A 23,723-nucleotide genomic window follows, 5' to 3' on the forward strand; every position below is an offset into this window, starting at 1 on the left:
AATGCTGAGGATTGATGTTTTATCTGCTGCTGATGATGTTTACTTCTTTTTTTGATTCTCTGGCTTTTCCATCTTTAATCCACTGAGGTACTACTTGCTCCAGAAATGTTTCTTTGGCAGCTTTCTCAGCTGGGATATCCAGTCCTATATAGGCTTGTAGCGTTTTTTTATCAAATTCAGGCATGTCTACGGGTTTATTATGCCCTAGGTCTGCCAGTAGCCTAGCGAGCTTGATCCTGGTTTCTTGAGCGATGCCAGTAGCAGAGGTGACGATTCTACTGGTTTCAAGTGGAGCGTGGAATGCTGCCCCATGTGATGCTACTGCATAATCCCATCGCCACTGCGAATGGCGGATTCCCTTCAAAATATCCATCATTTGAGCTTCAGATGCGCCTAATTCCCATGCTTTTGCAGCTTCTATATGAGCCATTGCTAGGAGTTTTTGGAGTTTAGAAGTACCTTCTTTGATTTTTCTCTGTCTGTCATAGACATCGGTCAGCAAATCTGACTCTTTCTCTCTGTGACATACAAAACAGGAGTTTTCAACATTGTTCAAAGGAGAACCAATGTGGTGATCTGTGAACTTTTGTCCACCTTCTGTTTTATAAGGCATGTGACAATCTGCACAAGAAACACCTCTCTTTGCATGTACACCAAGTGTGAAAAGTTCATAATCTGGATGCTGTGCTTTGAGCATTCTTGCCTTCGAAAGGGGGTGTACCCAATCGGCAAAATCAATATTATCAAAGTAAGCCTCAACTGATTCTACATCCATGCCATCTTTCCATGGAAAAGTCAGGTATTGTGCATTCTCTTTACCAGGCTTTGTTTTGTCAAAATAATATTCCACATGGCACTGAGCACAGACTAGGGAGCGCATCTCTTGATGTGAGGCTTGGTTGATGTCTTTGCCCATCGCTTCGAATGCTTCTATCAGAGCAGGTCTTGTAATGGTCAGATTCATAGTCTCTGGGTTGTGACAATCTGCGCAACCAATGGGATTGATGACTTCAGATCCATAATCAGATAGCTTCTGACTGTAGTATTCAGTGACACCTAGCTCACTCATCAACCTTGGTACATCGGGGCTCTTACAAGTCCAGCAAGTACTGGGTTGAGGGCCTTCACCTGCTACCATCGGAGAACCTATCCTAAGGGTATTTTGCACATCTGTTACGGCATAGGCATGTCCTCGAGGTTGATTATAATCCTTACTAAAGGCGTATCCAGCCCATAAGATCACCAGTTCAGGCTGATCATCCAAGACACTTCTCAATGCTGAAGTATTGTACAAGCTACTGAATGTGGTGTCTTGCGTTTTCATGTAGGATTGATATTGCCTTGGATAATTGAGTCCCCAGATGGAATCTCTTGGCTCAATACCTTCTAGGCTAACTTTTGCTTGATAAGCAAACCTAGTTTCGGTCTTCCTATCCATAATGGTATAGGCTAGCATGGCTAATAAAAATACTGCGATGGCTGTAAGGCCAAAAAGGATCCAGTTTTTCATAAGTGTAGTATTTATTTTTTAGCTTTTATATCTTCTTGTGCTTCCATTGATTCTTTCAGCCATTTGGGAACTATGCTGAGATCTGCTGGGGCATGTGCTTTGATGGGTTCTATTTGATGGCCTACTGCTGATAGACTTTTGGTTCTGCCGTGAGGAACTTCCCGATGGCATTCCCAGCATATTCTATCTGTTCTTTTGGCATGATGATCTTCGACAAAAGAGGCTGTTTTGGCGTCTGTTACCTGCGGTTCGTGGCATCGGATACAATTACTTTGAATGACTGCAATCGATGGCTCCAAAGCTTTGATTACCTCTGGTTCAGCTCTGATGGTGAATATAGAGGCATGGTATAAACCGTCTTTCGCTTTGAAAAAGTATTTGTTGAAAACATTATCGTGAGGGACATGGCAATCATTACAATGGGCCACTTCTCTGTGAGAGCTGTGTGTCCAAGTGATGTATTGCGGGGTCATGATATGGCAATTGACGCATGCTTGGGGATCATCAGATAAGTATGATACTGCATTGCTGAGCTTGAAAACATATATTCCTAGTCCAAAAATGGTGGCTACAAGGACAGTGGCGTAAGGCCTCCACTTTCGGGGAGGAACAAGACTATACTTAAAAAGAAATCTTTTGAAACTTTGAAATTTCGACATTGTGCTGGCTGAGTTTGTGGTTCAAAGTTAGATTGACAAAACTGATTAAAACATGACTAAAATCAGGAATGTGACTAAAGTTACAAAAAATATAATAAACGCTTAAATTTGTTGAAACCTGGAATTTAGTGTGGTGTTGAATTCAAATAATATAGAAAAGAGTAGTATTTTGTATTTAAATCAAAATAAACACTACTTGTCATGAATCAATTATTAAAAAAATTCTACAGCTTACCAGGGATTAAAAAAATTACTGAAAGGCATAGAGCGAAAATCAAAGCACAAAGTGATGGCAAGGGGCAAGGGGCCTTATTTGAAGTTGAATTCCCCTTGAATTAAGATAATTTCAGAACATATCCCCCATTACCAATAATGATTGTTTTCATCCTCTATTTTAAGTAACTTGTTTTGAATTAATTACTCAGCTTAATCAAACCTTTTTTCATTATGGGAATTCAACCCGAAAATTCACTTGAATTGAATCAAATCAAGCAGAGTCTTGATGCACAAAAAGCCCTGATGCGTCATGCTGAGATGGTGTCTGGTTTTGGTACTTGGGAGCTAGATCTCAAGACAAATGAATTAACATGGAGTGATGGTGTTTTCTTGATATGTGAGTTTGAGCCACAGTCCTTTAAAGTGACTTTTGAAAGAGGTCTAGGTGTAATCCATCCTGATGATCAGGCCATTGCCATTCAGGCTATGCAAGATACCATGAATACCGGAAAGGAATATAAAATTCAAAAGCGATTTCAGTTAGAAAATGGCAAAATAAAGCATATACTTTCTAGGGGCTCTTTGATTAAAAATCCCGATGGAGAACCAGCCAAATTGATTGGTGTTTTTCAGGATATTACAGAAGCAATTGAGAATGAAAGAAAAATCCAAGAGACCTTAGATAATTACCAAACACTGATTGAAAATGTGGATGGGATTATTTGGGAAGCTGATGCCAATACTTTCGAATTTTCATTTGTAAGTCCACAAGTTCAAAGGATCCTTGGTTATTCACCAGAAGAATGGCTGAAGGAAAAGGATTTTTGGCTCAATCACATTCATCCAGAAGATAGAGATTATGCCTACAGCTTTTGTAAGTCCAATATTGAGAATGGTAAAGACCATACTTTTGAATATAGAATGCAGAAAAAATCTGGGGAATACATTCTTCTGCAAGATAGGGTAGCTGTCCTCAAATCCAAGGGTAAGTCCAATAGATTGAAAGGGATATTGGTTGACATCAATAGTTCCTTTTTTAACCAAAAGCTAGAGCAGATGGAAAGGTCTGTGATGGAAAAAAGCATGGAAGTAGAGGCTACTCTTGAGGAAGTACTTACGCTTCAAATGAGGAAATTAGAAGAAATCTTCCCAGAGATGAGGGCATCTACATTGAAGATTAAAAATGAGAAAATATATAACCTTGCCTCTCCTTCACTTTCTGCAGAATATCTTCAGTCGATAACAGGGCAACCGATTGGTCCCAGAGCAGGATCTTGTGGTACGGCAGCATTTTTACAAGAAGAAGTGATTGTTTCAGATGTGTCGACTGATCCGAGATGGGAGAATTATAGTCATCTTGGAAAGTTGTATGGTTTTCAAGCTTGTTGGTCAAGGCCTATTTTCAATAAGCAGGGTGAGGTTGTAGCTACTTTTGCTAATTATTATAATGAAAAACGTGAGCCAAGGCCAATTGAAAAGATTGCGATTAATCGAGCGCATCGCTTAGCATCTTTAATCCTAGAAAGGTATTCAGACTTAGCTCAAATCAAACATATCAATGAACTGAATGCTTTTATTTATAGAGCGACTAATGAAGCTGTTTACGAGTGGGATATTATGGAAGATAGCGTAAATTGGGGAGAGAGTTTTGAACGTTTTTTTGGATATAAGCACAATGGAATATTCACATCTAAGGACTGGAATGCATTGATTCACCCGGATGATTTTGACGAGGTTTCAAAAGATATCACGGAGTTTATGAATAATCCTGAAATTAGTAAACTAGAAAAAGGACACCGTTTACTAAAAAAAGATGGATCTATTGCTTTTGTTGAAGTAGTTGGATTTATCATCAGAAATGAATCAGGTGTGCCTACTAGGATGATTGGAATTCTCAGAGATGTCACCGAGACAAAAGAATTGAAACGACTTTTGGATACAGCTTCTGAAATGGCTAGAATTGGAGGCTGGGAGGTAGACTTAAATACGGGTAAAAATCAATGGTCAAAGATGACTAGGACTATCCATGAGGTTCCAGATGATCTTGAAATGACTATTGAATCAGGGCTTCAATTTTATAGAGAGGATGTCAGGAGTGAAGTTTCAGAATTAGTATATCGTTGTATTGATACTGGTGAATCCTTTGATTTTGAATTACCTATTATAAGTTTTTTGGGGAATGAAAAATGGGCAAGGGTTATGGGGCAAGCAGACTTTTTAAATGGTAAGTGTGTCAGGATTTACGGTAGTTTTCAGGATATTACTGATAGAAAAATGTCCGAGTTCCAGATCGAGGAGCAAATCAAAGCTTTAGCAAAATCAAACCAAGAATTAGAACAGTTTGCTTATGTTGCTTCACATGACCTTCAGGAACCATTGAGAATGGTGACGAGCTTCCTTGCACTGATACAAAAGAAATATGGGCCGCTATTTGATACAAAAGGGAAGACTTATATAGAATATGCTATGGATGGTGCGGTGAGAATGCGCAGAATCATTCTGGATTTATTAGATTTTTCAAGAGTTGGAAGAAATGAAGAAGCTCCTGTCAAAATTGATTTGATGGCTGTCATAGAAGATGTGAAAAAGCTGCAAAAACAGGCTATTGAAGAAAATCATGCAATTATTGAGACTGATAATCTTCCACAAGTAATAGCCACCAAGCTTTCTGTAGAGCAAGTATTCAACAACTTGATTGGTAATGCCCTTAAGTATAGAAAACCAGATATCAATCCTGAAATCAAAATTAGTGCTAATGATATCGGAAAATTTTGGGAAATCGCAGTTTCTGACAATGGAATTGGTATCGAAAAGGAATACTTTGATAAGGTATTTGTTATTTTTCAGAGGCTTCATACCAAAGAAGAATATTCAGGAACTGGAATTGGACTAGCTATTGTGAAAAAAATCATTGATAATCTAGGAGGGAAAATCTGGCTGGAATCAGAAGTAGGAAAGGGTAGTACTTTCTATTTTACTTTGCCAAAGTAAAAAGGCGTTGATTTTCTCAACGCCTTTTATGAATTATAACTTTTCTAACAAATCATCAATCTTCCTTTTCAAATCTAAGATAGCATTTGCATAACGGTCGTCCCATTCTTGTAACCTTGCTGTAGATTTAAGCTCGATTTCGTATTGTATGCCTGGTAGAATCCAAGATGCATAGCCACTAAAAGGATCATTTGAAGCGTAAAGTGACCTGTACCAATTTCCAAAATACATACCCTTTGGGTCGATAAAAGATTTTTCCAATGATAATAGATCTTGATTGATAGCTTTAGCTTTTTTTGAATCGAATGTTCCACTTTCTAGTTTCTCAGCCAGCTGCTTGTCAAAATTTTCAGCACTTTCTTTTAGGCTGCTGATTGCTTCAAGGGATTTCATAAATCCCCCAAAATCTTTTTCAAATCTTCTGATTTGATTGACAGCCCCACTGAAATGTCCCTCAAGGTCTTTTGCATAGCGACTGACTTGATATGGAATAATGTCAGCATTGGCCAATCGCAGACTGATTATACCCACAAGCTGTTCTACTGCTCCACCCATTTTGAAGCTTGGGTCTGCAAATTTTTCGTAAAAATGTAGGTTGTCATAATTCGTGTGATAAAGTGTAGGTCCACTTGCACCACCACTCATCGAAGGAATACCAGCATGCATATAGAAAGCGATATGGTCCGAGCCACCACCTAGATTACCTATGCTAGGCTCTGATTGGTTTTTGGCCCATACTTCAAAGACCGTTTTGGAAGAATCAGGAAAACTAACTGCCTTAGCAGATTCCATGATGATTTTTTTCAAGGTTGGTGAAGAAGAAGCACCGAAGTTTCGGCCTGACACTGCTGCGTCTAAGTTGATGTATGCGACAGCTTTGGCTCCAAGTTCATCTCTAAACTGCTCCACCCATTCAGTAGATCCAATGACTCCATGCTCTTCAGCATCCCAGTGTGCAATCAGAATAGATCTTTCAGGTCGCTGACCTGCTTTGGCTAATTTCCCCAAAGTTTCACTCAATGCCAGTAGCATGGCAGTACCACTGTTTGGATCGGTAGAGCCAAAAGACCAAGCATCATAATGACAACCCAAGATGACCCATTCGTCAGGCTTACTACTTCCTTTGAGTGTGCCTACTACATTATTAGCACGGACAAACTCTCGTTTTTGATCAACCTTAACGCGGACTTTTAGCTCCTTTCCACCTTCTAGCCTATAAGTGAATGGAAGGCCTCCTTGCCAGCCAGTAGGCACGGCTTGACCTTTCATTAGGGACATGATTTCCTTGGCTGAACCATAAGGAATAGGGGTCACAGGAATGGTATGCAAACCTACTTCTTCTGGATTGAGTCTTTTGATTTTTTCCTTGCTATCCAAAGGCAATGCTGGTTCAAATGGTGTCAAGGCATCACCTGTCCAATCAACGGTAAGTAATGAACCTCTTTGTATGGAGGTCTCATTGTAAAAAATGCCATCAGGATATGTCAAGCCTCGCATATAGCCTGAGTCTCCCGGGTCTGTATAGATTAGTAGTCCAGCAGCACCAGCAGCTTCTGCAAATTTGGCCTTAAATCCTCTAAAGTTTCCTCCATATCTAGCCAAGACTATTTTGCCTTTGACATCTATACCCAATTCTTTGAGTTTGTCAAAATCGGCTTTGGTGCCGTAGTTGGCATAGACGATTTCTGCGGTGACATCACCACTTCCAGAGAAAGCATTCCAGCCTTTCCATAGCGCTGGATGATCAGCATATGGATCCTCTGCAACAAAATTTTCCTGTTGATTGAGAGGCATTCTAAAGGGCCTTACAATCTCTACAAGCGATTCTCCAGGTTCTTTGGAAAGATAAACATCATAAGGATGGACCTTCACTTCCCAGCCTGCTTCCTGCATAGCTTTGACCATATAGTCTTTGACTCTTTCGTTCGCCTCAGAACCAGCAGGGTGAGGCTCTGAAGTGATCGCTGTCAAATGCGTCTTGAACCGTCCAAAATCAACTTTATCCAAGAAAGTTTTTTCTAATTCTAATTGCTTGTCATTTGTATTTACTTGAAACCCATCTAGTCGCTGGGCGACTGAGGTTTGGTAAAGAAATAGGCCAAGAATTGGGATGATTAATCGATGAATGCTCATAAAATTTTTGTTGATCGTCAGAAAACAAATATATCCAAGCTATCTTTATATAAAAGCAATTATTCTTTAATCGGAGAAATTAAATTTTGGAAAAATGAAAAAGCTACTTGTTTGCACTGGAGGTGGAGATTGTCCTGGACTCAATGCAGTGATCAGAGGAATCTTCAAAGCTGCAAAAAAAACAAAAGAATGGGAAGTATATGGAAGTATTGAGGCATTTAATGGTGTGATGGCAGAACCACCTTTTTTGATCAAGTTAAAGAAATCTAATGTTGGAGGTATTCATGTAAAAGGAGGGACTATTCTAAAGACGACCAACAAGGGAAACCCATTGCAATTCCCGGTTCAAGATGAAAATGGGGATATAGTTTTTGAAGACCGTACCGAGGCACTTTCTGAAAAAATCAAATCATTAGGCTTTGATGCAGTGATCAATATTGGTGGAGATGGCTCTCAAAAAATCTCGAATGCGCTTTTTAAACTTGGTGTTCCAATCATTGGCGTGCCCAAGACCATAGATAATGATCTTTCGGCGACAGATACGACTTTTGGTTTTCAGACAGCCGTTCAGATCGCTACAGATAGTTTTGATAAGTTGGTCACCACCGCAGAAAGTCATCATCGCGTGATGATCATGGAGGTGATGGGCAGAGATGCTGGCTGGATTGCGTTGCATACTGCTATAGCAGGAGGTGCAGAAGTCTGCCTCATACCTGAGATCCCTTATGATATCAACAAGGTCAAAGCTAAAATAGACAGTCGTTACGAAAAGGGGAGAGGTTTTGTCAATATTGTCATTGCAGAAGGAGCCAAGTCTAGAGGAGGTGAAGTAGTAGGCTCTGTACGAGAAACTGTTTCCGAGCATTTGAGGCTAGGAGGAGTAGCGTTTCAGCTTTCACATGAACTCAAGGCAGCAGGTTGCAAACCTGAAATTAGAGAGACAGTTTTGGGACATATTCAAAGAGGAGGGACACCGATGGCATATGATCGAGTATTGGCTACGATGTTTGGAGTGAAGGCTTTTGAATTAGTTCAAGAGCAGAGGTTTGGTCAAATGGTTTCATTTAAAAACAATGACTATACAGCTGTCAGCTTAGAGGAAGCTGTAAAGGATTATAATTTTGTAGACCCAAATGGCTTCTTGGTCAAAGCAGCAAAAGCTATGGGGATGTCCTTTGGCGATTGAGTGGTGTGTTGGAAATAAGATTTGATATACTAGTAAGACAAAAGATCCAAGAGTCAAGACATAAGATGAAAGACATGAATATTGAGGCATAATCATTGACATAAGTTTTTCAAATAAATTAAATTTGTAGATCAAAGCTTTAAAGCTGTTATCGATGAAGCATAAAAGATTACTGTATATATCCCTGTTTTTATTAATCCCTGTTTTAATTTTCGCGAGTTCTGTTTGGGTAGTTTACAGCAAGCAAAAAGACCTGACTCAAAGTGCAATAGCAAAAATTAATGAGGAATTTTTGGGGGTATTGACCATTGAAGACTCCCATATTTCTCCATTTGCTAATTTTCCTTATATCTCTATTGATTTGCAGGGAGTCAAGTTTTTCGAAACCAAAGCAATGGATACAAAGCCCATTTATGAGGCCAATGATTTTTATTTGGGCTTCAATCTTTGGGATATATTGAATGGAAGGTATTCCGTCAAGAAGCTCAAGATATCAAATGGCCACCTTGATGTAGTTCAGTATCAAGATGGACAAATCAATTTATTGTTGGCCAAGGGAATCGGTAATGAAGAAAAAGAAACTGAGGAGGATGATAGCTTTGCTTTTGAATTGGCTGGCGTCGAGCTGATTGACTTCGATATCAAGTTTTCAAATTTGAGTAATGGCCAGGATTTGGTTTTTAACATCGCTAATCTCAATACATCACTTAAGATAGATGATGATCATATCTTACTAAATTTGATTTCAGATTTGGTATTTGATTTGGATCAAGATGGTGAGAATACATTTTTTGTCAATAAGCATCTTGCATTAGACCTGAACTTAGACTTCGAGAAAAAGCAGCAAAACCTTAAAATATCTCCATCCAAAGTTAGGCTAGAGGAGGCATTGCTGGCTGTGTCGGGCGATATCTTCCTTTTGGAAGAGGGTTTGGATATGGACATCAAGTTCAATGGAGAAAAACCTGATTTCAATATTTTTGCGGCTTTTTTACCAAATGAGACTGGGGAGGCTCTGAAAAGATATAAAAATGAAGGGGAGGTGTTTTTTATTGGTTCTATCAAAGGAATAGCAGGAACTGGAGAAACCCCAGCTATTGCAGTGGAATTTGGAGCTGATAATGCTTATTTTTTGAATCCAAGTATTCAAAAGAAAGTGGATGAGCTGAGATTTTCTGGGTTTTTCACCAATGGTAAAGAAAGAAGTCTGAAAACTTCAGAAATACAATTGCAACATTTCCATGCTAGACCTGATGAGGGGATTTTTCAGGGAAGGATGACTATTAGAAATTTTGAGGATCCTTATATCAAAATCAACCTCAATGCTGATCTGGATCTAGAGTTTTTGGGAGATTTTTTTGAAATTGAAGGGCTTAGGGGTATTCAAGGTCAAGTAGTCTTGGATATGGATTTTGATGAATTGATTGATTTGGACTTGCCACCTACTTCTATTTCAGGCGTAGAGAGTACTTTACAAAGCGAGCTTTTCTTGAAAAATCTATCTTTAGATATTCCAGGATATGATTTACCAGTCAAGAATGCGAATGCTTATGCCTACATGCGAAAGGGTAAGGTTGTATTAGATAATTTATCTTTCAAGATTGGGGGATCTGATTTCTTTTTTGCGGGTGATCTGAATGATATTAGTACCATTCTTCACCAGACAAATTCACCACTTAAAGTAAACTTCGAATCTAAGTCGAAACAAATCTTACTAGCTGAGATGATTCCAAGCTCAAGTGATAGTCTTATTAATAATGAGCAAATCACTGATTTTCAGATAAAAATGGCTTTTGAAACTACAGGAAAAGATTTAATGAACTTTGAGTATCTACCAAAAGGTGAATTTTTTATAGATGATTTTTATGCCAAGCTAAAGCATTACCCTCATAGTTTCCATGATTTTCATGCGGATATTCTTATCCAAGATAATCACTTAGAAATTATTGATTTTAAAGGGGAAATTGATGATTCCGACTTTTTATTTACTGGCAAAGTTCAGAACTATAGGAAATGGTTTGAGGAAGTGAAACAAGGGGATTCTAGCTTTGAATTTGACTTGGTGTCCAAGAGATTACAATTGAGCGACCTTTTGACTTATCAGGGTGTGAACTACCTTCCAGAAGATTATAGCAACGAGGTAATTACTGACTTGAACTTAAAAGGGAGATTGGATTTGCATTATCAAGGAGTGTTTCAGTCAGCAGATTTTTATCTTGAAGATTTGGATGGAAAAATGAAAATCCATCCACTTAAGCTGCAGGATTTCAAAGGGAGAGTACATTATGAAGACAACTATCTGGCCATGGATAATTTTGGTGGAAAGATGGGGGTTTCTGATTTTGTTATTGATCTTGGTTACTACATTGGAACAAAGGATTCTTTAGCCTTAGCAAGTAAAAAAAGGAATTATTTCCGCATGAGAAGTAAAGTCTTGGATTTAGATGCATTGATGGGTTTTGAAGGCTTGGATAAAGAGACCAACCATCAAGATTCCTTTAATGTTTTCCAATTGCCATTTTCAGAAATGGATTTTAGCGCGGAATTAGGAAGGGTCAATTACCATACTTTCTGGCTTGAAGATGTAAAAGCGAAAGCAAGGACAACTGAAAATCATTTTTTGTATGTAGATACGCTTGGCTTGAGAGCAGCAGATGGAACCTTAGGTATCAAAGGGTATTTCAATGGTTCCAATCCTGAGGAGATTTACTTTCATAGCGAAATGAAAGCGGATAAGCTTGACCTAGATAAGTTGCTATTTAAGTTTGAGAATTTTGGCCAGGATTATTTGATCAATGAAAATCTTCATGGACTAGTGAGTGGCACGATAAAAAGTAAATTTCTTGTCTATCCAGATTTGACGCCGATTATTGACAAATCTGAAGCTTTGATGGACTTGACTGTTTATCAAGGGAGTTTGGTGAATTTTGCTCCTTTGGATGCCATGGCATCTTATTTTGGCGACAGAAATCTCAGAAATGTACGTTTTGATACACTGAGCAATACTTTTGAGTTGAAAGGTGGTGTTCTCAATATCCCAAAGATGAATATCAATTCAAGCCTTGGTTTCATTGAGCTTTCAGGTAGGCAAAGTTTGGATTTGAATATGGATTATTTCATCCGGGTACCTTTAGCGATGGTAACGCAAGTAGGCTTTAGAGCTTTGTTTGGAGGGAAAAATAAGAATGAAGTGGATCCTGATCAAGAGGATGCTATTGTCTATAGAGATCAGGACCGTAGAGTACGCTTTGTCAATATCAACATGAAAGGGACTCCTGATGATTACAAAATTGCCCTTAGGAGGGATAGATAAAAGATAATAATCAGAGAATAAGTTCTTTCTTTTTAGCTTGATTTTCCATAAGATAACCTACTCCAAATCCTAAAGCCATACCCAAAGGTATCCACAATGCGAGATTGTCAGTAGCAGTACCTATGGAAACACCGATAGCGACCATGAATACAGGTATAAATATCGCAACCCATTGACCCTTGCGTTGTAGTTTATATTTTTTATTGAGGTCTCTGAGCAACTGGTTTTTAGCTTTCACGAAAAGAGATCCATTCTGACTAGGTTCCGGCAGTTTTTTGACTATTTCTTCAAACTTTCCCATCCAGTAATCCTGCTCGTGAGAAGGTATAATCTTGCCAAATTTGTCAGGAAGTCTTTTAAGTATTCCTAATTCATACTGACGAATTTGATTCTCTCTATATCTTTTTTCCTTTTCTTCAATAAGCTGTCTATAGCTTAAGATTCGTTTTTCAAATTCTGCTGTATCCATCTTTAAAACTTTGTTTTTATTCAAAAAATGTAGACTTTATCGATTGGTTTTATATTATCACCCAAATTAATCAAAATATGCAAGAAAGTATTTTAACTGCTGTATTTCTTCCATTAGCCTTGGCATTCATTATGTTAGGGATGGGGCTATCTCTTTCAGTGAAGGATTTTAGGAATATCTTAATCTACCCAAAGGCAGTATTCTTAGGATTGTTGAATCAGATGATCCTTTTGCCATTGATTGCATTTGGGCTGATTTCCGCCTTTGGCTTGAGTGGAACCATGGCTGTGGGTATTATGATTTTGGCTGCGTGTCCCGGGGGCGCTACTTCTAATCTAATTACGCACTTATCAAGAGGCGATACAGCACTTTCTATTAGTCTGACAGCAGTGACATCATTTCTGACAGTAGCTACCATTCCTTTGATTGTGAATTTTGCCATTGCTTATTTTGGGGAGGAAGGAAGTGTGACTTTACCCTTAGGGGAGACGATCATACAGATCATGGGAGTAACAATTATTCCGGTCTCCATTGGGATGTTTTTGAAGAAAAAATCCCCTAAACTATCATTAAAAGCAGATAGGCCGGTGAGAATAGCATCCGCGGTTTTCTTCGTATTGATAATTCTGGCAGCTATTTTAAAGGAAAGAGCTTCTTTGGTGGAATTCTTTATTGCAGCAGGTCCAGTGACCCTGCTCTTGAATTTGGGAACTTTGCTCATAGGATATATGCTTGCGAAAATAAGTCTATTACCAAAAAATCAACAAATGACCATTGCCATAGAATCAGGAATTCAAAATGGAACTTTGGGTATTATGATTGCCGCTACTTTGTTGAGGAACTCTGAAATGACCGTTCCCATTGCGATTTATAGTTTGATTATGTTTTTTACTGCTGGCTTTATTATTTTTATGGCCAATAAAAAGCAAAAAGCAGATACCTGAGCTGTGGTTTATTCCTAAGCTAAAAAGGTCTTTTTTTAAGTTAAAATTCTTTGTGCCCTAGTGTCTTTGTGAGGATCAATAAATTGTCAATACCACAAAGGCGCTAAGGCACAAAGTTTAATCTATTTGAATACCAGCTGATTTAAAAAGAAATCAATGGGTATTGCTTAATTGCCATATAAAGCCTTAGCAGCTTCTTCATATTTGTCACCAGCTTGCCATACAGGACGAGCAGGATTGTTGGCAATCTTTTCGGCTGTCAAGATGTAGGACTTCCAATATTTGACTGCATAGTCTAAATCGAAGTTGTCTACTTGATCACCAGGTTGATGGTAGTATTTATTGATCTCGTCATCAAATGCTCTGAATCCCAATGAAAAGGTAGGAGAGGGGATGCCTTTTCTAGCGAAGTTGACATTGTCAGATCGATCATAGAGACCTTGCTCTGGTGAAGGATCAGCGATAGTTTCCAAGCCAAACTGAGCAGTGGCTTCCGCAATCAGCGGATCAACAGAAGTTCTTCCAAATCCAATCACAGTAATGATCGAGGTGTCATTGTAACCTCCATTGTCTATATTGAGATTATAAATGATTTGATCTAATGGTATCAAGGGATTGTCTGCGAAATACCTACTTCCCAATAAACCTTTTTCTTCTGCAGTCCATGCACACAGCAAAATGGATCTTTTGGGTGGATTCTCCGCAAAATATCTTGCGGCATTGATAACTGCCACAGTTCCTACCGCATTGTCTCTAGCACCATTGTAGATAGAGTCACCATTGGCATCTGGTCTACCTACACCAATGTGATCATAGTGGGCTGACAACATGATGAATTCATTTTTCAATTTCGGATCTGTTCCTTCGATTACAGCAACGACATTTTTGCCGACGATATCTCTATTGATTTTGCCGATCACTTCTACGTTGGCAGATTTTATCTCGCCTTTTCCTATTGCATTGATGGATTCATTTTTTGTATCACTCAGCCAGATATATGGTATGCTAGCTTTTCCTCCAGTATTGTCTACTGTAAGCTGCGTCCTATTTAATGTTCTGGCTGCAAAATTCCATGGCGAAGGAATATTATACATTTCTATCAATGCCACAGCACCATTGGATTGCGCTAGACTCAATTTTTCCCTACCAGCTGCAAAAAGATCACTTGGAGTTAATCTGTCAGGTGCGCCTACATTTGTCACTACGATTTTACCTTTGACGTCTTTTCCTACATAATCTGCTTCTAGGCCATATCCCATTACGATCAATTCATATTCTCCATTAATCGAAGGGCCATCTAAGACTAACAAGTTGTCTCCTTGGGAAAACTTGTTGCCACCCAACCTAACTTCGCCTTTGGTAGGAGGGACAGATAGCCTGAATGGGATATTTTGATAATAGCCATTGGCTCCTAATATTTCTTGAGCGCCATATTTCCAAAATTGTTCGGCTATGTATCTGGCAGCTGCGTCAATTTCTGGTCTGATAGGATCTCTTCCCATCAATTCATCAGATGCCAAATAGCGGAAATGTGATATGGATTCCCTTTCGTGGAAATTTGCTTCTATGGCAGACTTTCCACCTTGGGCAAATAAGCTACTTGATGACAAAATCAAGCCTAAGCTAAGTGCTAAATATGTTCTCTTCATAAGTATTATTGTTTCTGCTTTGAAGATAGAAATTTAGCCTAGGGACACCAAGAACTTTTACTTGATCTACTAAAATTGTACGAATTCGGATAAATTTTTATTGATAACTTTAAAGAAAAAATAAATTCAATGTTCAAGTTATATCCACTTTTGTTTTTTTTATTGGTTTTAAGTTCATGCCTTTCTTCAAAACAGTCGATCAAGTTTGAATTGGAAGATGGTTTCTATCAATCAAAAATTTCGGGAGAAAAAGAGACCATTTATTTAGATAATGAATTAGACTATTTATATGTGTTTCCATTGAAGAAAGTTGGGGATTTATATGAAGTAGATACATTGAGAAGAGAAACATTTGTATTTCCTCAACAGCTTTCATACTACCCTTTAGACCCAGTGACTTTTACCACGCATGGTTTTGATGTTGATGTAATTACAATTCCATTTAAGTACAGATTCCCAGTGTTTGGACAACCGCAACAACTTTCTACTAACCTCAACGCATCCTTGTATACTGGTTACAGGACTGATTTTTATAGTCTCAAATACAAAAGGAATAAACTTGGACAATACATTAGACAATCTAAACATTATGGACTTTCTTTTGGGGCATTTTCAGGTTTTGGATCTTCACCTGTGACGCCATGGTTTACAAATGATCAAATTACCGAGGAGTATGACGGATTGGTCTGGTCAAATGGTTTAGCTGTAAGTTTGGGCATAGATTACCTCAACCTTGGCCTTGCTGTAGGATGGGATAGACTACTTGATAAAAATTCTAGTGTTTGGATTTACCAAAGAAAACCTTGGCTAGGTTTAGTGATTGGGATCAATATCAATTAAAATAATCTAACTTCAGATATTCAATAATTTTCTTAAAATGTTCTGGCAATTCTGCTTTGATAGTAACCACTTCGTTGGTAATTGGATGATCAAACTCTAAACTTGCTGCATGAAGTAGCAGATTGTATGACCCGAAAGTTTCTCTAAAAAATCTGTTCTGCTTATTTTCTCCATGCGTGCTGTCTCCAATGATGTAGTGTCTAGCATGTGCTAGGTGTCGCCTGATCTGATGCATCCGACCAGTATGTGGGTAGGCTTTGAGCAAAGCATAGCGACTTGTAGGATAGCGTGGCGTAGATGCAAATGGGATTTCAGTTTCCGACAATTTCCAAAACTCAGTCTTACACTCCTGCAACTCACCATCCAATTCCTTTTTTAATGGATGATCAATTAGAAAATGATCTTCTTTAGGAATACCACGTACTATGGTCAGGTATGCCTTCCTGATTTCAGTTGTTGCGAATTTGGGTTGTAAAAGTGCCGCTGCTTCTGGCGATTTGGCAAAAAGTAAGACGCCTGAAGTGGGTCTATCTATTCTATGTAATGGATAGACCCATTGACCAATCTGATCACGCAAAAGCTGCATGGCAAAGATTGGTTCTTCATCTTTTGCTAGCTTGGTTTTATGAACCAAGAGACCTGCAGGTTTATTGATAGCTATGTAGTCAGCATCTTCAAAGATTATTTCTAATAGCATATCAGAAAATTGTTCCTGAGCCTATGCTTTCATTTCCATCATACCAGGCTACAAATTGACCCGATGCAACGCCTTTTTGAGGGGTGTCAAATATGACATAGAGTCCATGTGCTTTCATGATCAAAGTAGCAGGACTCAATGCTTGTCTGTACCTGATTCTAGCTAGATACCTGGCAGACTCTCCCTTATTTAGCATAAGATCTTCTCGAATCCAATGGATGTCTTTCTTAGGTACGAAAAGCCCATTTCTCAATAATCCTGGATGGGTCTCGCCTAGTCCTGTATAAATAATGTTTTCCTTTGTATCTGTAGCAATGACAAAAAGCGGTTTGCCTGTGCCACCAACCTGTAAACCTTTTCTTTGTCCCACAGTAAAATAATGGGCGCCATTGTGCTCGCCTAGTTTTTGTCCTTGAGTAGCAACATACTGCTCAGGTAGACAAATTCCATCCAAAACGTTTTCTTCTAAATCTTCCAAAGGTATTCCTGCTGGAATTTTCTTTTTATCATAAATTGCCAAATCATCAGGAATTACTAGAATATCACCTTTTTTGGGTTTTAGCTGTTGCTGGAGGAAATCAGGCAGGCGTACTTTACCTATGAAACAAAGTCCTTGGCTATCTTTTTTATCTGCGGTGATCAGATCCTGTTCTTTGGCTATTTTTCTTACTTCTGGCTTTTGAAGGTGCCCGATCGGGAACAAGGCTTTTGATAACTGATCCTGATTCAACTGACATAGAAAGTAACTTTGATCTTTGTTTGGATCAGCCCCTGCTAATAGTTGGTAAACTGGCTTGCCATCGATTTCAACCTCAGCCTTCTGACAATAATGTCCAGTTGCAACATAATCTGCTTTTAGCTTCTGAGCTGCTTTAAGAAATATGTCAAACTTAATTTCTCTATTGCAAAGAATATCTGGATTTGGTGTTCTTCCAGCTTCATATTCTGCAAACATGTAGTCTACAATTCGTTCTCTATATTCTTCACTTAAGTCAATAGCTTGAAAAGGGATGCCCAATTTTTCTGCAACCAGCATGGCATCGGTACTGTCTTCCATCCAGGGGCACTCGTTGGAGATGGTTACAGATTCATCATGCCAGTTTTTCATAAACATGCCGATCACTTCGTAACCTTGCTCTTTGAGTAAATAAGCCGCTACTGAGCTATCTACTCCGCCGGATAGACCGACTACTACTCTTTTTCTTTGGTTCATTTTTCTAAATTTTCATGGGTTCAAGGTCCATGAGGATTTATTTGCATGCACAACATGACCCATGTTGCGAATGGTTCAGCAAAGTTAAGGGATTTTAGTAGGAAAGATTCTTTTGAGGTATTAAAGCTTAGAGGTTTTGTTTGATGATTTTTTTTCTTTCCCTATAAAACCAATCCCTTTTTCTACTTCGTAAATGCTGCCATTAAACCAACTTATATCGTATCATGAACAAAAACAGTTTTACCTATGGGTTACGGACCCTGATGATTTTGACAGCAGCCTTATTTGTATTTAGCTGTAATGATGAGGAGCAATTACCAGGTGTAGATCTACCAGGTCTTGCCCCTGAGGTTTCCTTTACTGCTTTGATTGAAGGAAATAGGATTGCCCAATTTGAAGCTAGAGAATTGAATGCGGGAATGGAAATCAAGGACATCACAGGCCTTGTTTCTGGTGATAATTTGATCAGTATAGACTACAGACCAGCAACAGGTCAATTGTATGCCTTGGGTACTAGTAGTAGACTTTACATCATCAATGAAAATACAGGAGAAGCTACAGCACTTGGCGAAGCATCCTTCTCGCCAGCAATTTCAGGTGCCAATGCTTCTATAGATTTCAACCCTACAGTGGATAGAATTAGGCTGGTTACAGAATCAGGACAGAACTTGAGGTTACATCCTGAATTAGGTACAGTGGTGGCAACTGATGGAAATATATCTGGAGGTATGAATCCTAGAATTGGTGCTATAGCTTATACCAATAGTAGGGCTGGAGCCAGCACTACGGAGCTTTTTGATGTTGATTTTGAAGCAAATAAACTGTATGTACAAGATCCACCAAATGATGGAGGATTGAGAGAAATAGGTGACTTAGGTGTGGATTTCATGGGTATGGGTAATTTCGACATTACACCAGACAATAGTATTGCATTGGCAGTGACCAGAAGCGAAAATGAATCTAGACTTTTCACGATAAACCTTACTAACGGACGTGCCCAATGGGTAGGCACTTTCAACTTACCAGTGATTGGCATTTCTTTCAAGACAGAGGCAGTTGCTTATGCTGCATCAGAGGATAATATGCTATACAGATTCAATCCTATGAACCCCGAAATGAATGGCGTTGCATTCCAAGGTTTGTTGGCTACAGAGACTGTAGTTGGTTTGGATTTTAGACCTGCTAATGGTCAGCTGTATGCTATTACAAACTTGAGTAGAATTATGAGAGTAAATACTGCAAATGGTCAATTGACAGTGGTAGGTTCTCCTTTGAATCCCCTTTTGCTTGGCGGTAGTTTTGGTTTTGATTTTAATCCTACTGTGGATAGAATTAGGCTGGTAAGTAATCTAGGTCAAAATCTAAGGCTTCATCCAGATCTTGGAACAGTAGTGGCAGTAGATGGTGAATTGAATCCAGGTACTCCTTTCATCAATGGAGCTGCCTATACTAATAATACCGCAACAGCCACGAGTACTGTGCTTTTTGTAATAGATAGCGAAACAAACATGCTTTACAGACAGGATCCGCCAAATGATGGAGGTCTGGTAGCGATCGGAAGTTTAGGAGTGGATTTCACTTCTGATAATGGCTTTGATATTGGAGGAAAATCCAATATGGCATTTGCACTACTAGAAGTAGCAGGAATGACTGGTGTGTATAGTATCAATCTTGAGAGTGGTGCTGCCACCAAAGTTGCAGATTTTAATATTAATGCTACTGCAATGGCAGTTGGGTTAGGGTTCTAATATTTCTTGGGATTAATTTTTGAAAAGACCAGTCAATTTTGGCTGGTCTTTTTTTTATAAAAAAGCTCTTTCAATAAAGAATTAACTCTAAAATTGAGGTGTGATGATATGAAACGCTCTATTCAAAAAGTGGTCTAAAACCTTTCAATTCTATCTCGCGGGCTACAAAACAAAAAAAGCTTCTTCAATAAAGAAGAAGCTCTAAAGTCGGGGTGGCAGGATTCGAACCTACGACCTCCACATCCCAAATGTGGCGCGATACCGGGCTACGCTACACCCCGAACAATTTTTGCAGAGAGTGGGGGATTCGAACCCCCGGTACGGAATTACCCGTACGACAGTTTAGCAAACTGCTGGTTTAAGCCACTCACCCAACTCTCTATATTTATTCTCTGCCCGTACGACAGTTTATTCGCCGCGGCGAATGGTTTAAGCCACTCACCCAACTCTCTATATTTATTCTCTGCCCGTACGACAGTTTATTCGCCGCGGCGAATGGTTTAAGCCACTCACCCAACTCTCTAGAAGCTTCGGAAAACTTGATTTCTAAAGCGATGCAAATATAAAAGAATAATATCCATATAAGCAAAATCAAAGAGGGATTAAAACAATTCAAAAATCTAAATTTTAAAGGTTAAGGAGTAATTGACTGTTTATCAAAGGAAAAAAAAATGAATATTTTTAAAATTTTTGATTTTGTTATGAACCTCTCTGACTATGTGACGAGTTACAATTTTCTAAATTTATCCTTCCCAATTATCGAAATTTCGGGTCATTAAAACCTTAAAATAGTATTAATTACTGATGAAATATTTTTTTAATAAGCTGGTTTTTAATAAGATGTTTTTATATTTGATTCCTTTTGAGTCATTACGGCAGGTAGTTTTTAAGATTTATATTTATCTAAAAATACCCTGAACAGGGTATTTCATATGGATAATATGCTTCTTACTTTTACCACAAGTAATGCAGGTTATAGGGTGCACATGGGAGTTGCTAGTCGTCAAAGGCTGTTCCCAAGTGAAAGAAAGTAAAGACAATTGACAACAAAAAAACTAGGGAATCTGACTGGAACAACTTTACACTTATGGTAATCACTTCACTCCACGGTATTTTTTCTATCGTGACCAATGAAAAAGACCAAGATCAACTCTTGGTCAGAGCAAAGAAAAAAGAAGAGCTCATGCGAATTTTCGATGAAAAGAGAATTCTCAAAAGCAGTGCTGATGGATTTGAGTTTCATGTTAAAATGTGTAAGCAAGAGTTTGCTCACACCATGATCATGCTAATCAAAGAAATCAATTATGCTGATTTCGATAAATATCTCTCAGAGATAGATTTATCATCAGATAGAATTTTCGCTTAAGCGCTACCCTCATATTTTAATTCAAAAGACCATGTTTCTATTCATGGTCTTTTTTTATTTTTAATCACCAAATATTTAGCATATTCACATTTCAAATAGATTTTAACTCATGGATTTTATTGCTGATATCTTAAAGATAACCCTACCTGCTGGTTTAGTCATATATGGTATGTACTTGACTGTTGTTTCCTTTCTCAATAAAGAAAGGGAAAAATTATTGGTGGAAATTAAAACTCAAAACAATCAGACGATCTTACCTATTAGGTTACAAGCTGGGGAGCGACTTTGTCTTCTATTGGAGAGAATCACACCAAACAATCTAGTAAGAAGAGTCAATCAACCGGAGTATTCTGCCAAAGATCTTCATGCTCAGCTTCTTTACGAAGTAAGAGAAGAGTTCAATCATAACCTTTCACAGCAAGTCTACTTCTCAGATGAAACTTGGGAGGCCGTCAAAAGAGCCGTAGAAGCTGTAGTGACCATGGTCAATTCTGCACTACAGGACATGAATGAAGAAGCTAGAGGGATAGATTTAGCTAAGCGGATCTTTCAGAAATCTCTAGATCAAAAAAACGATAGCATTCAGCATGCGTTAACACAAGTAAAGTCTGAAATCAGAATTTATTTCTAAAATATGGGAGTTTTGCTAGATAGGTCAAAATTTTATTTTGAAAGAGCCAAGCAGCTTTATTTAGAAAAAGCTACTACTATAGCTGGAGATAATGGAAGTATCAAAAAATTGCTACACAAAGCAAATGAAAGAATCCAAAATTTCAAATCACATCCAAGAGTCAAGCATGCGATAGAACCTATCATGATTTTCAAAAGGATGATATATGCCCATAAGTCTGGAGCACATAAATTATCCATGAAAACGCTTGGGTTACTGGTATTAGGGATTCTTTATTTTGTTACCCCCTTAGATATAATTCCAGATTTTCTTCCAATAATAGGGTTTGCTGACGATATCTCCGTTGTCATTGCGATATATAAAACACTCAAAATGGAAATTGAAGTGTTTTTAGCTTGGGAAAATTCCCAGAAGGGATCAATTTGAATTGAGAATAAATGAAAAAAATAGCTTTTATTTCAGGTACATCAGGCTTGATAGGGATGCAGCTTTTGCATCAATTGATCAAAGGGAATGAATATGATAGTATAATTTCAGTGGGTAGGCGAAAGCTTGCTTTGAAGCATGATAAGCTAGTTCAAATCACTGGAGATCTTGCTGGCTTGAAAAGTTGGAACCTTGAAGAAAAATTAAGATCAGAAGATATAGGAGGGATCTATTTTCCTTTGGTTCAAGCGATCAAAGATCAAATGGTAGTAATACACGCCTATTGTTCTTTGGGAACCACTATCAAAGCTGCGGGTTCTAAAGAGAAGTTCTATCAAGTAGACCATGATTTGGTGATCAATTTTGCTTCTTGGGTCAAAAAGCAAGGAGCTACAAAATTGATGTATGTCAGTTCAATGGGTGCAGATCCAATGTCTAGTGTTTTTTATAGCAAGGTCAAAGGAGAGACAGAGGAGGATTTGAAAGTATTTTCATTCGACTATTTGGGTATTATGCAGCCCTCTATACTCTTAGGTTCAAGGAATGAATTTAGGCTAGGTGAAGAGGTGGCAAAAATACTAATGAAGCCATTGGTTTGGTTTAAGTTACTCAAGAAGTATCGTCCCATACATGATTATCAAGTAGCCAAAGCGATGATTCATCATGCTAATGAACCAAAACAGGTCAAGGTAGAAGTGATTTCATCTGCAATGATCCAAGACTTTTAAGATTTAGCATATGATTGCAGTCATACAAAGGGTATCTGAATCATCAGTAAAGGTTGATGGTCAGGTAAAGGGTCAAATAGAGCTAGGCCTGATGGTTTTGTTGGGAATAGAAGACGCTGATGGACAAGAGGACGTCGAATGGTTGAGTAATAAAATTGTCAATCTCAGAATCTTTCCAGATGAAGGTGGGGTGATGAATAAAAGTCTTCTAGATTGTGAGGGAGATATTTTATTGATTTCTCAATTTACACTTCATGCGAGTACAAAAAAGGGGAATAGACCTTCCTATATCAAAGCAGCAAAGCCTGATATTGCAATCCCGCTATATGAAAAGGTAATAGCAACTTTGGAGTCTCTATTGGGAAGGCCTATTCAGACTGGAGAATTTGGAGCAGATATGAAAGTGTCATTGACCAATGATGGACCTGTGACCATACATATAGATACGAAAAACAGAGTATGATGGAAAAACAAATGACTATTTCTGAGGCCCAAGCAGCTGTGGATCAGTGGATCAAAACTGTTGGCGTAAGATATTTCAATGAACTGACTAATACTGCCATATTGATGGAAGAAGTGGGGGAGTTAGCAAGGATAATGGCTAGAAAATATGGAGAACAATCATTTAAAGTCTCTGATGAAGGAAAGGATTTGGCTGATGAGATGGCTGATGTGCTTTGGGTTTTGATCTGTTTAGCTAATCAGACAGGGGTAGATTTGACCAAGGCTTTGGAAAAGAACTTTGAAAAAAAGAATATTAGAGATAAAGATCGACACAAAAATAACGAGAAACTTAAGTAAATACACATAACTCTTTTTCATTAGCAGGGTTAGGATCACATGAAAAAAAGTCATTTACCTACTAAAGTCTGTCCAGTCTGTCAAAGACCATTTACTTGGAGGAAAAAGTGGGAAAAGAATTGGGAAGAAGTCAAGTATTGTTCAAAGCGCTGTCAAGGAAATAAGTCAAAAATTAGTTAATTTATCTTGCGTTTTTTTGTTTA

21 protein-coding genes and 2 tRNA genes are annotated in these 23,723 nt (G+C 38.3%); 14 read left to right on the forward strand and 9 right to left on the reverse strand.

Annotated elements, in window-relative coordinates; translation table 11 throughout:
- Positions 1-19 precede the first annotated feature (19 nt).
- Both nrfA and nrfH read right to left on the reverse strand, forming a co-directional pair.
- Positions 20-1,510 (reverse strand): ammonia-forming cytochrome c nitrite reductase, encoded by a 1,491-nt coding sequence (nrfA, locus tag BW935_RS11160; RefSeq protein WP_076501514.1) that lies wholly within the window; start codon positions 1,508-1,510, stop codon positions 20-22.
- 11 nt (positions 1,511-1,521) lie between these two features.
- The gene (nrfH, locus tag BW935_RS11165) at positions 1,522-2,169 is read right to left on the reverse strand and encodes a cytochrome c nitrite reductase small subunit (RefSeq protein WP_076501516.1); all 648 of its coding nucleotides are present in this window, start codon (positions 2,167-2,169) and stop codon (positions 1,522-1,524) included.
- 201 nt (positions 2,170-2,370) lie between these two features.
- Here nrfH and BW935_RS18215 point away from each other — a divergent pair, with 201 nt between their 5' ends.
- Both BW935_RS18215 and BW935_RS11170 read left to right on the forward strand, forming a co-directional pair.
- Positions 2,371-2,508 carry a HAMP domain-containing histidine kinase gene (locus BW935_RS18215; RefSeq protein WP_139325540.1) on the forward strand — a complete coding sequence of 46 codons (138 nt, stop codon included), beginning with the start codon at positions 2,371-2,373 and terminating at the stop codon, positions 2,506-2,508.
- Positions 2,509-2,616: 108 nt separating this feature from the next.
- A complete protein-coding gene (locus tag BW935_RS11170; RefSeq protein ID WP_076501518.1) occupies positions 2,617-5,376 on the forward strand; it encodes a PAS domain-containing protein in 2,760 nt (919 codons plus the stop codon).
- A 33-nt stretch (positions 5,377-5,409) separates the two neighbouring features.
- Here the strand turns inward: BW935_RS11170 and BW935_RS11175 are convergent, their stop codons facing one another.
- Complete coding sequence (locus BW935_RS11175) at positions 5,410-7,509, reverse strand: M28 family peptidase (protein ID WP_076501520.1); 2,100 nt, start codon at positions 7,507-7,509, stop codon at positions 5,410-5,412.
- A gap of 94 nt (positions 7,510-7,603) precedes the next feature.
- On the opposite strand from BW935_RS11175, the gene BW935_RS11180 reads away from it, so the two are divergent.
- Entirely contained in the window at positions 7,604-8,695 is a 1,092-nt protein-coding gene (locus BW935_RS11180) for a 6-phosphofructokinase (protein WP_076501522.1), read from the forward strand.
- A gap of 154 nt (positions 8,696-8,849) precedes the next feature.
- Positions 8,850-12,008 carry an AsmA-like C-terminal region-containing protein gene (locus tag BW935_RS11185; RefSeq protein ID WP_076501523.1) on the forward strand — a complete coding sequence of 1,053 codons (3,159 nt, stop codon included), beginning with the start codon at positions 8,850-8,852 and terminating at the stop codon, positions 12,006-12,008.
- A gap of 10 nt (positions 12,009-12,018) precedes the next feature.
- Here BW935_RS11185 and BW935_RS11190 read toward each other — a convergent pair whose 3' ends face one another.
- Positions 12,019-12,477, reverse strand: coding sequence for a glycine zipper domain-containing protein (locus tag BW935_RS11190; protein ID WP_076501525.1), 459 nt, complete (start codon positions 12,475-12,477; stop codon positions 12,019-12,021).
- Positions 12,478-12,554: 77 nt separating this feature from the next.
- Between BW935_RS11190 and BW935_RS11195 the strand changes: the two genes are divergently transcribed.
- Complete coding sequence (locus tag BW935_RS11195; RefSeq protein WP_076501526.1) at positions 12,555-13,421, forward strand: bile acid:sodium symporter family protein; 867 nt, start codon at positions 12,555-12,557, stop codon at positions 13,419-13,421.
- A 167-nt stretch (positions 13,422-13,588) separates the two neighbouring features.
- Here the strand turns inward: BW935_RS11195 and BW935_RS11200 are convergent, their stop codons facing one another.
- Complete coding sequence (locus BW935_RS11200) at positions 13,589-15,070, reverse strand: M28 family peptidase (protein ID WP_076501528.1); 1,482 nt, start codon at positions 15,068-15,070, stop codon at positions 13,589-13,591.
- Positions 15,071-15,199: 129 nt separating this feature from the next.
- Here BW935_RS11200 and BW935_RS11205 point away from each other — a divergent pair, with 129 nt between their 5' ends.
- Positions 15,200-15,910, forward strand: a complete 711-nt coding sequence (locus tag BW935_RS11205; protein WP_076501529.1) for a hypothetical protein — start codon at positions 15,200-15,202, stop codon at positions 15,908-15,910.
- Here BW935_RS11205 and BW935_RS11210 read toward each other — a convergent pair.
- On the reverse strand, positions 15,903-16,607 hold the full coding sequence (locus BW935_RS11210; protein WP_076501531.1) for a pseudouridine synthase: 705 nt from the start codon (positions 16,605-16,607) through the stop codon (positions 15,903-15,905). The two genes, BW935_RS11205 and BW935_RS11210, sit on opposite strands and share 8 nt — an antisense overlap.
- A gap of 1 nt (position 16,608) precedes the next feature.
- A complete protein-coding gene (mnmA, locus tag BW935_RS11215; RefSeq protein ID WP_076501532.1) occupies positions 16,609-17,820 on the reverse strand; it encodes a tRNA 2-thiouridine(34) synthase MnmA in 1,212 nt (403 codons plus the stop codon).
- 224 nt (positions 17,821-18,044) lie between these two features.
- On the opposite strand from mnmA, the gene BW935_RS11220 reads away from it, so the two are divergent.
- A complete protein-coding gene (locus tag BW935_RS11220; protein ID WP_076501534.1) occupies positions 18,045-19,568 on the forward strand; it encodes a DUF4394 domain-containing protein in 1,524 nt (507 codons plus the stop codon).
- Positions 19,569-19,775: 207 nt separating this feature from the next.
- Here the strand turns inward: BW935_RS11220 and BW935_RS11225 are convergent.
- A tRNA-Pro gene (locus tag BW935_RS11225) sits at positions 19,776-19,849 on the reverse strand.
- Positions 19,850-19,860: 11 nt separating this feature from the next.
- Positions 19,861-19,949 (reverse strand) — tRNA-Ser (locus BW935_RS11230).
- Between the two features lie 706 nt (positions 19,950-20,655).
- Here BW935_RS11230 and BW935_RS11235 point away from each other — a divergent pair.
- From BW935_RS11235 to BW935_RS11265, 7 genes are all read left to right on the forward strand, one after another.
- Entirely contained in the window at positions 20,656-20,934 is a 279-nt protein-coding gene (locus BW935_RS11235; protein WP_076501536.1) for a hypothetical protein, read from the forward strand.
- 109 nt (positions 20,935-21,043) lie between these two features.
- A complete protein-coding gene (locus BW935_RS11240; RefSeq protein WP_076501537.1) occupies positions 21,044-21,565 on the forward strand; it encodes a DUF7935 family protein in 522 nt (173 codons plus the stop codon).
- 3 nt (positions 21,566-21,568) lie between these two features.
- Positions 21,569-21,991: a YkvA family protein gene (locus tag BW935_RS11245; RefSeq protein WP_076501539.1), complete on the forward strand. Its 423-nt coding sequence runs from the start codon at positions 21,569-21,571 to the stop codon at positions 21,989-21,991.
- An 11-nt stretch (positions 21,992-22,002) separates the two neighbouring features.
- Complete coding sequence (locus BW935_RS11250; RefSeq protein WP_076501540.1) at positions 22,003-22,719, forward strand: NAD-dependent epimerase/dehydratase family protein; 717 nt, start codon at positions 22,003-22,005, stop codon at positions 22,717-22,719.
- A gap of 10 nt (positions 22,720-22,729) precedes the next feature.
- Entirely contained in the window at positions 22,730-23,182 is a 453-nt protein-coding gene (dtd, locus tag BW935_RS11255) for a D-aminoacyl-tRNA deacylase (RefSeq protein WP_076501542.1), read from the forward strand.
- Positions 23,183-23,193: 11 nt separating this feature from the next.
- The gene (locus tag BW935_RS11260; protein WP_076501686.1) at positions 23,194-23,520 is read left to right on the forward strand and encodes a nucleotide pyrophosphohydrolase; all 327 of its coding nucleotides are present in this window, start codon (positions 23,194-23,196) and stop codon (positions 23,518-23,520) included.
- A gap of 39 nt (positions 23,521-23,559) precedes the next feature.
- A complete protein-coding gene (locus tag BW935_RS11265) occupies positions 23,560-23,700 on the forward strand; it encodes a DUF2256 domain-containing protein (RefSeq protein WP_076501543.1) in 141 nt (46 codons plus the stop codon).
- Positions 23,701-23,723: the final 23 nt, after the last annotated feature.

Origin of the sequence: Belliella pelovolcani, from assembly GCF_900156785.1 — a bacterium.
Taxonomy (GTDB): Bacteria; Bacteroidota; Bacteroidia; order Cytophagales; family Cyclobacteriaceae; genus Belliella; species Belliella pelovolcani.

Bases quoted from the DNA above. Each gene is read 5' to 3' on its own strand.
- BW935_RS11265 (WP_076501543.1), top strand. From the start codon at position 23,560: ATGAAAAAAAGTCATTTACCTACTAAAGTCTGTCCAGTCTGTCAAAGA.
- BW935_RS11210 (WP_076501531.1), bottom strand. From the start codon at position 16,607: ATGCTATTAGAAATAATCTTTGAAGATGCTGACTACATAGCTATCAAT.
- BW935_RS11185 (WP_076501523.1), top strand. From the start codon at position 8,850: ATGAAGCATAAAAGATTACTGTATATATCCCTGTTTTTATTAATCCCT.
- BW935_RS11170 (WP_076501518.1), top strand. From the start codon at position 2,617: ATGGGAATTCAACCCGAAAATTCACTTGAATTGAATCAAATCAAGCAG.
- nrfA (WP_076501514.1), bottom strand. From the start codon at position 1,510: ATGAAAAACTGGATCCTTTTTGGCCTTACAGCCATCGCAGTATTTTTA.
- BW935_RS11205 (WP_076501529.1), top strand. From the start codon at position 15,200: ATGTTCAAGTTATATCCACTTTTGTTTTTTTTATTGGTTTTAAGTTCA.
- BW935_RS11200 (WP_076501528.1), bottom strand. From the start codon at position 15,070: ATGAAGAGAACATATTTAGCACTTAGCTTAGGCTTGATTTTGTCATCA.
- mnmA (WP_076501532.1), bottom strand. From the start codon at position 17,820: ATGAACCAAAGAAAAAGAGTAGTAGTCGGTCTATCCGGCGGAGTAGAT.
- dtd (WP_076501542.1), top strand. From the start codon at position 22,730: ATGATTGCAGTCATACAAAGGGTATCTGAATCATCAGTAAAGGTTGAT.
- BW935_RS11260 (WP_076501686.1), top strand. From the start codon at position 23,194: ATGACTATTTCTGAGGCCCAAGCAGCTGTGGATCAGTGGATCAAAACT.
- BW935_RS11220 (WP_076501534.1), top strand. From the start codon at position 18,045: ATGAACAAAAACAGTTTTACCTATGGGTTACGGACCCTGATGATTTTG.
- BW935_RS11235 (WP_076501536.1), top strand. From the start codon at position 20,656: ATGGTAATCACTTCACTCCACGGTATTTTTTCTATCGTGACCAATGAA.
- BW935_RS11180 (WP_076501522.1), top strand. From the start codon at position 7,604: ATGAAAAAGCTACTTGTTTGCACTGGAGGTGGAGATTGTCCTGGACTC.
- BW935_RS11190 (WP_076501525.1), bottom strand. From the start codon at position 12,477: ATGGATACAGCAGAATTTGAAAAACGAATCTTAAGCTATAGACAGCTT.
- BW935_RS11250 (WP_076501540.1), top strand. From the start codon at position 22,003: ATGAAAAAAATAGCTTTTATTTCAGGTACATCAGGCTTGATAGGGATG.
- BW935_RS18215 (WP_139325540.1), top strand. From the start codon at position 2,371: ATGAATCAATTATTAAAAAAATTCTACAGCTTACCAGGGATTAAAAAA.
- BW935_RS11175 (WP_076501520.1), bottom strand. From the start codon at position 7,509: ATGAGCATTCATCGATTAATCATCCCAATTCTTGGCCTATTTCTTTAC.
- BW935_RS11245 (WP_076501539.1), top strand. From the start codon at position 21,569: ATGGGAGTTTTGCTAGATAGGTCAAAATTTTATTTTGAAAGAGCCAAG.
- nrfH (WP_076501516.1), bottom strand. From the start codon at position 2,169: ATGTCGAAATTTCAAAGTTTCAAAAGATTTCTTTTTAAGTATAGTCTT.
- BW935_RS11195 (WP_076501526.1), top strand. From the start codon at position 12,555: ATGCAAGAAAGTATTTTAACTGCTGTATTTCTTCCATTAGCCTTGGCA.
- BW935_RS11240 (WP_076501537.1), top strand. From the start codon at position 21,044: ATGGATTTTATTGCTGATATCTTAAAGATAACCCTACCTGCTGGTTTA.